Origin of the sequence: Aeromonas sp. QDB68, assembly GCF_027707405.1 — a bacterium.
GTDB classification, from domain to species: Bacteria; Pseudomonadota; Gammaproteobacteria; order Enterobacterales; family Aeromonadaceae; genus Aeromonas; species Aeromonas caviae.
In genome coordinates, this window is record NZ_JAPCIQ010000149.1 from 1 (window position 1) to 6,107 (window position 6,107).

Annotated in this window: 6 protein-coding genes, 1 rRNA gene and 1 riboswitch; of the genes, 4 read left to right on the top strand and 3 right to left on the bottom strand. The window is 61.0% G+C overall.

All coding sequences use genetic code 11. From position 1 onward, the window contains the following. Positions 1 to 114: 114 nt before the first annotated feature. Entirely contained in the window at positions 115 to 1,239 is a 1,125-nt protein-coding gene (locus tag PG892_RS21220; protein ID WP_103859126.1) for a 5-(carboxyamino)imidazole ribonucleotide synthase, read from the bottom strand. Beyond that, positions 1,236 to 1,745, bottom strand: coding sequence for a 5-(carboxyamino)imidazole ribonucleotide mutase (gene purE, locus PG892_RS21225; protein WP_029313402.1), 510 nt, complete (start codon positions 1,743 to 1,745; stop codon positions 1,236 to 1,238). The genes PG892_RS21220 and purE overlap by 4 nt, the downstream gene beginning before the upstream one ends. A gap of 207 nt (positions 1,746 to 1,952) precedes the next feature. Next, positions 1,953 to 2,130, top strand: a riboswitch (cobalamin riboswitch). 52 nt (positions 2,131 to 2,182) lie between these two features. Between purE and PG892_RS21230 the strand changes: the two genes are divergently transcribed. Both PG892_RS21230 and murI read left to right on the top strand, forming a co-directional pair. Further along, a complete protein-coding gene (locus PG892_RS21230) occupies positions 2,183 to 4,048 on the top strand; it encodes a TonB-dependent receptor domain-containing protein (RefSeq protein WP_264787101.1) in 1,866 nt (621 codons plus the stop codon). A 108-nt stretch (positions 4,049 to 4,156) separates the two neighbouring features. Beyond that, positions 4,157 to 4,945: a glutamate racemase gene (murI, locus tag PG892_RS21235; RefSeq protein WP_010672351.1), complete on the top strand. Its 789-nt coding sequence runs from the start codon at positions 4,157 to 4,159 to the stop codon at positions 4,943 to 4,945. Between the two features lie 3 nt (positions 4,946 to 4,948). On the opposite strand, the gene PG892_RS21240 is transcribed toward murI, so the two are convergent. Beyond that, positions 4,949 to 5,440 (bottom strand): RNA recognition motif domain-containing protein, encoded by a 492-nt coding sequence (locus tag PG892_RS21240; RefSeq protein WP_029313407.1) that lies wholly within the window; start codon positions 5,438 to 5,440, stop codon positions 4,949 to 4,951. Positions 5,441 to 5,852: 412 nt separating this feature from the next. On the opposite strand from PG892_RS21240, the gene PG892_RS21245 reads away from it, so the two are divergent. Beyond that, entirely contained in the window at positions 5,853 to 6,017 is a 165-nt protein-coding gene (locus tag PG892_RS21245) for a hypothetical protein (protein ID WP_210557351.1), read from the top strand. Between the two features lie 25 nt (positions 6,018 to 6,042). Then, a 16S ribosomal RNA gene (locus PG892_RS21250) occupies positions 6,043 to 6,107 on the top strand; the annotation flags it as partial.

The window sequence follows — 6,107 nt, forward strand, 5'->3', positions numbered from 1 at the left end:
TGATGGCCTCTCCTGAAAGAAAAACACCCTGTCAGCGTACCGCTCACAGGGTGGGGGTGACCATCTCATTAGACCCGGGCCTTGGCCCGGGTCTTTGCATGTCAAGGGGTGGACTCAGCGCGGAGGCAGACCCAGCAGGGCGCGCAGCTGGTGCGCGGTGGCCTCGACGGCGGGCCAGTCGCGGCCAGTGACGGTGACGTGGCCCATCTTGCGGCCGGGGCGGGCTTCGCCCTTGCCATAGAGGTGAAGGTGCACCCCGGGCAGGGCCAGGGCGCTAGCCCAGTCCGGCGTGCCGTCTTGCCACAGATCCCCGAGCAGGTTGAGCAGGATGGCGGGCTGCACCTCAGCCTGCGCCGGCAGCGGCAGATCGCACAGGGCGCGCACCTGCAACTCGAACTGGCTGCAACCGGCGTTGTCGATGCTGGGATGACCCGAATTGTGGGGCCGGGGGGCCATCTCGTTGACCAGCAGTTCACCGCCGACTAGGAAGAACTCCACCGTCAGCACACCCACATAGTCGAGGGCGGCGATGATGTGCTCGGCGATGCGCTGGGCCTCGCGCTCCAGGGCGGGCACATTGGCCGGGGAGCGGGTCTGATCCAGGATGCCGCCGCTGTGCCAGTTCTGCACCAGGGGCAGGGCACTGATGGCACCGCTCGGACTGCGGGCCAGGGTGAGGGCAAACTCCCCCTCCAGCGGCAGGCGCTTCTCCAGCACGCAAGGGACACCGCTGGCGGCCAGGGCCGCTGGCAATTCGCCCGCATTGTGGATAGTCCACTGCCCCTTGCCATCGTAGCCCTCGCGGGCGGTCTTGAGGATGGCGGGGAAGAGGTCGCTGGGCAGGGCGGGCAGCGGCTCGCCGGGCAGCAGGGTCAGGTTCGGGGCGACCGGTACGCTGGCGCGGGTCAGGAAGGCTTTCTCTTCCCGGCGATCCTGACAGACACGTACTGCGCTCGCGGCCGGGCGCACCGGCTTGTACTGCTCCAGCAGGGCCAGGGAGGCGGCGGGCACGTTTTCGAACTCGCAGGTGATGGCGTCGCAGCGGCTGGCCAGATCGCGCAGGGCATCGGCATCGTCATAGGCGGCAACGATCTGCTCGTCGGCGGCTGCACCGGCGATGCTGATGGGGTCCGGGTCCAGCACGATCACCTTGTAGCCGAGACGGTGGGCAGACATCACGAAGTAGCGGCCGAGCTGGCCGCCACCGAGCATACCCAAAGTGGCGGGGGGCAGTATCATGCCGGCTCCTCCAGGGTGAGCGCCAGCACCCGGTCGCGCTCCTTGGCGCGGAAGCCGTCGAGCTGCTGGTGATAACGGGGAGCGTCGCCATCCTGGGCGACAGACAGCAGGGACACGGCGAACAGACCGGCATTGGCGGCACCCGCCTCACCGATGGCGAAGGTGGCGACCGGCACGCCCTTGGGCATCTGCACGATGGAGAGCAGGGAATCCATCCCCTTGAGCTGGCGGGTGGGGATGGGCACGCCCAGCACCGGGATCGTGGTCTTGGCGGCCAGCATGCCCGGCAGGTGGGCTGCGCCGCCGGCGCCGGCGATGATGGCGCGCAGACCGCGATCGCGCGCACTGGCGGCATATTCAAACAGGAGATCCGGGGTGCGATGGGCGGATACGACGCGCGCTTCATAGGGCACGCCGTGCTCCTTGAGGATGCGGGCGGCGGCCTGCATCACGGGCCAGTCAGAGTCGGAGCCCATTACCAGGCCGATCATAGGGGGGGTCGTCATTACGGCTTCCTCGGATGTCAAACGTTTGCCGCATGTTACCAAAAAGCCGTGGGATCTGGCTCAACATTTCTTGTGTTTGACCCTCTCGAATGACGGTCAACGAGCCTCAAGGTACGAGAGGGGGCGAGGATCTGCGCCACTTGGCACCGGCTTTGGGTAAAAACGACATTAGAAATCCAGATGGCTATACATCCAATGCGGCTCTGCCTATAATCCCCCCGCTTTGGCGCATCATGCTTAAAAGGGAATCCGGTGAGAATCCGGAGCTGGCGCGCAGCGGTAAGGGGGAACGAAGCGACATCAGGGCACTGCCGTCAGGTGGGAAGCCGTCGCCGTAGGCCATCAGCCCCCAAGCCCGAAGACCTGCCAAAGTACGTATTTCGGGCCGAGAGAAACCGGCCACGAAGTAGATGCTTACGCGAACTTAAGGATCTCTCATGTCCAAGACATTATTGGCGGCTGCCCTGTTGCCAACGGCGGCCTTTGCCCAACAACTGACCATCCCTGTCAATCCCACCATGGTGGTGACCGCTACCCGTGTCGCCCAGCCTGCCTCCAGTGTGCTGGCTCCCGTCAACGTGGTGACCCGTGACGAGATCGATCGCCTGCAAGCCCAGACCGTGACAGACGTGGTCAAGACCCTGCCCGGCGTGGAAGTGGTCAGCAACGGCGGCCGCGGCCAGCTCAGCTCGCTGCGGGTACGTGGTGGCACCTCTTCCCAGACCCTGGTGCTGGTGGACGGGGTGCGCAGCGCCTCTCTGACCGCCGGGATGACCGAGCTCAACAACCTGCCCCTCAACCAGGTGGAGCGGATCGAATATATCCGCGGTGCACGCGCCACTATTTATGGGTCCGATGCCATCGGTGGGGTCATCAACATCATCACTCGCCCGGACCAGGGGACCAATCAGCACAAGTTCAACCTGGGCGCGGGCTCCCACAAGCAGCGTCAGGCTGCCTTCAGCAGCGCCAGCCAGGTGGGTGATGCGGGTCAGATCAAGGTCGCTGGTGGTTTCGATGACGAGACCGGCTACAACGTGCACCCCATCGCCGGGGTGAACGATGGCGACAAGCATGGCCACCGGGGTTATAACGCCATGGTGGATTATCAGCAGGCGCTGGCCAGCAACTGGGATCTGTTCGGTACGACCCGCTGGTTCCGCAACATTGCCCAGTACGACAGATCCTCTGCCGCTTCCGCCTGGGGCCCGGCGTTCCATCAACGCAACGAGACCTGGACCGAGAACCAGAGCTACCAGCTCGGCTCCCGCTATCATGACGAGCGCTACCTGAGCGAGCTGCGCGGCGCCTTCTCCAAACAGGATGCCTACGACTACCCGGATACCAGCGGCCGCGATCAGTCCGCTGATCGACTCTATACCCGTCAATACACCCTGAACTGGGTCAACAGCATCAAGTTGGACGAGAGCTGGACCCTGGGGGGCGGCGCCGACTGGCAGCGCGACATGCTGGACGATAGTTCTCGCTCCTCTGGCGTCGCCTTCCCGAGTGAGGCCGATGAGCGTGACAACACCGGGCTCTATGCCCTGGCCCAGTTTGACAACCAGGTCTGGCAGGCCGAGCTGAGTGGTCGCAGCGATGACAACGAGCAGTTCGGACGTCACAACACCTGGCAAACCGGCGCTGGCTGGCGCTTCGTTGAGGATTATCGCCTCAGTGCCCGTTACGGCACCGGTTTCCGTGCCCCCTCCTTCAACGATCTCTACTACCCGGGGTCCGGCAATCCTGATCTGAAGCCGGAAGAGTCGAAAAGCCACGAGTTGATGCTGGACGGACAGACCGCAGGTGTGGAGTGGCGCTTGACCGGTTATCGCAACGACTTCGAGCAGATGATCCAGTGGGCACCGGACAGCCAGGGCATGTGGACGCCGCAAAACGTCGGCAAGGCGCGGATTGAAGGGGTTGAGCTGGAAGGGGAGTTCGAGACCGGCTGGCTGAGCCATCGCGTTTCCGCCGAATACAAGGATCCCAAGGACAAGGTCACCGACAAGCAGTTGCAGCTGATCTCCCGCAAGGGGGCCAAGTGGGTGAGCCAGGCGCAGTGGCAGCAGTTCGATGGCTCCCTGAGCTGGATCTACCAGGGTGAGCGTTATGGTGACGCGGCCAATACCACCCAGCTGGGCGGTTACAGCGTGTGGAACCTGGCGGTGGGCTACCAGGTTGCACCGTCCTGGAAGGTCTCCGGCAAGATCAGCAACCTGCTGGACAAGGAATACCAGACCTCGGTGGGTTACCCGGCTGACGAGCGTGCCTACTATGTGACGGTGGACTACGCACTCTGATCCCCTTGTCTGGATCTGAAAAATCAGGGGCCCTGCCATTGGCAGGGCCTTTTCTATTGGCGCCGGGCGGGAGTATGATCGCGGCCTCGCATTCAAGGGGGAGCTCAGGTGGCCAATATTCTCGTGTTCGACTCCGGTATGGGCGGTCTGACTGTCTATGGGGAGATCCGTCGCGCTCTGCCGGAGCACAACTATTTCTACAGTTTCGACAATGCCCACTTTCCCTATGGCGAGCTGAGTGAGGCGGCCCTCATCGAGGCTTGTACCGGACTGGTCAGCCACATGGTGGCCGAGCACGCCATTGATCTGGTGGTGATCGCCTGCAATACCGCCAGCACCATTGCCCTGCCATCCCTGCGTACCGCACTCAGCATTCCCGTGGTCGGCGTGGTCCCCGCGATCAAGCCTGCCGCCGCCCTGACCCGTAACGGCTACATCGGTCTGCTGGCAACGCCCGGCACCGTCAGCCGTGACTATACCCATGAACTCATTGCCCAGTTCGCCCCGGGCAAGCATGTGCTGCTGAAGGGGGCCACCGAACTGGTTATCGAAGCCGAGCGCAAGCTGGCGGGGTTGCCGGTCAATATGGCTCTGCTCAGAGAGGTGCTCGCAGACTGGATGGAAGGGGAGGAGAGGCCGGATACCCTGGTACTGGGATGTACCCACTTCCCCTTGCTCAACGAAGAGATCAAACAGCTGATGCCGGAATGCCAACTGGTCGATTCGGGTCTTGCCGTGGCAAGGCGGGTGGCGCATCTGCTGGCGACACTGCCGGTCCAGGCGCCTGGCGAGGGGACGGGACGTGCCTACTGCACGCGACTGGATGCAGGGGCCCAGAAACTGACAGCCCCCTTGCAAGCTTGGGGGCTGTCGTCACTCGAAGAGGTGGTGTACTGAATATCAGGCGTCGACGTCGTTGACGTCCTTCTCATCCCGGTCCCGCTTGTCATTTGCTTCACGCACTTTCAGGGTGCGCTGCTGATACTCCTTGTCATTGAGCGCGGCGATGGCCTTGGCCGCATCGGCGACAGGCATCTCCACAAACCCGAAGCCCCTGCGTTTGCCGGTGGCCTTGTCCTTCATCAGACGAACTGACAGTACCTGACCTTGCTCGGCAAAGAGTTCGCGCACCGCAATCTCGTTGGCGCGATAGGGCAGGTTGCCTACATATAAGGTACAGGTCTCTTGGCTGGTTGCCTGTTCGAGGGCGGTTGCAGGCGCACGGTTAAGGAAGAGCGGTACCACGAAACCGCCAATGGCCAGACCGGCGGCAAAAATGACTTCGACTTTCAGAGAGAACTGCAGGGCCTGGGCAACCAGATAGCCGAGCAGCGCCAATACCAGAGCAAGAACTGCTGCCTGCACATAAACGGGAAACTTGGATAAATTCATCTTTAAAGACCTTTTGTAAATGAAAGCAAAAAAGGTGCAACACTCTATTCACCTTCATGGTAACCAGCTTTACGACCAGACGCTACCATGGACCACTTGAGGTAAATTATCCGCTTCAGTATGGCATTCCTTCAGCCAGGAAGATCCTGATAAATGCCAATAAAAGAGGGCTGAAATCATCAGCTTGTGGATAACATTGTATATATACACTGGGTAAGTTGTTTCTAACTGGATAATTTGAAGTTTCCGTGACTTTCTTCAAAAATTCCCTTGTCATCGCAATCGGCCTCCCTATAATGCGCCCCTACCAGCACGGCGGAACACGCCAACCTGATGAGCCAGCTTCCTTAGGAAGTGGGCGCCGAAAGAAAAGCGAAAACAACCGCTTGACTTTCGAAGTGAGGGGCGTAAGATGCGCCTCCTCAACGCGATAAGCGTGACGCTCTTTAACAATTTGAATCAAGCAATCTGTGTGGGCACTCGCAGCATCGAGCATCAAAAACAATTTTTGATTTCAATGTCTGATGAAGTGACCAAAGCAACGAAAGTTGCAGCAGTTAATTCAGCAATTCATTGAGCCGCCTTAATTGGCAACCAAACTTAAATTGAAGAGTTTGATCATGGCTCAGATTGAACGCTGGCGGCAGGCCTAACACATGCAAGTCGA

Coding starts and splice junctions, on each gene's coding strand:
- PG892_RS21220 (WP_103859126.1), bottom strand. CDS start 1,239: ATGATACTGCCCCCCGCCACTTTGGGTATGCTCGGTGGCGGCCAGCTC.
- PG892_RS21245 (WP_210557351.1), top strand. CDS start 5,853: ATGCGCCTCCTCAACGCGATAAGCGTGACGCTCTTTAACAATTTGAAT.
- PG892_RS21230 (WP_264787101.1), top strand. CDS start 2,183: ATGTCCAAGACATTATTGGCGGCTGCCCTGTTGCCAACGGCGGCCTTT.
- purE (WP_029313402.1), bottom strand. CDS start 1,745: ATGACGACCCCCCCTATGATCGGCCTGGTAATGGGCTCCGACTCTGAC.
- PG892_RS21240 (WP_029313407.1), bottom strand. CDS start 5,440: ATGAATTTATCCAAGTTTCCCGTTTATGTGCAGGCAGCAGTTCTTGCT.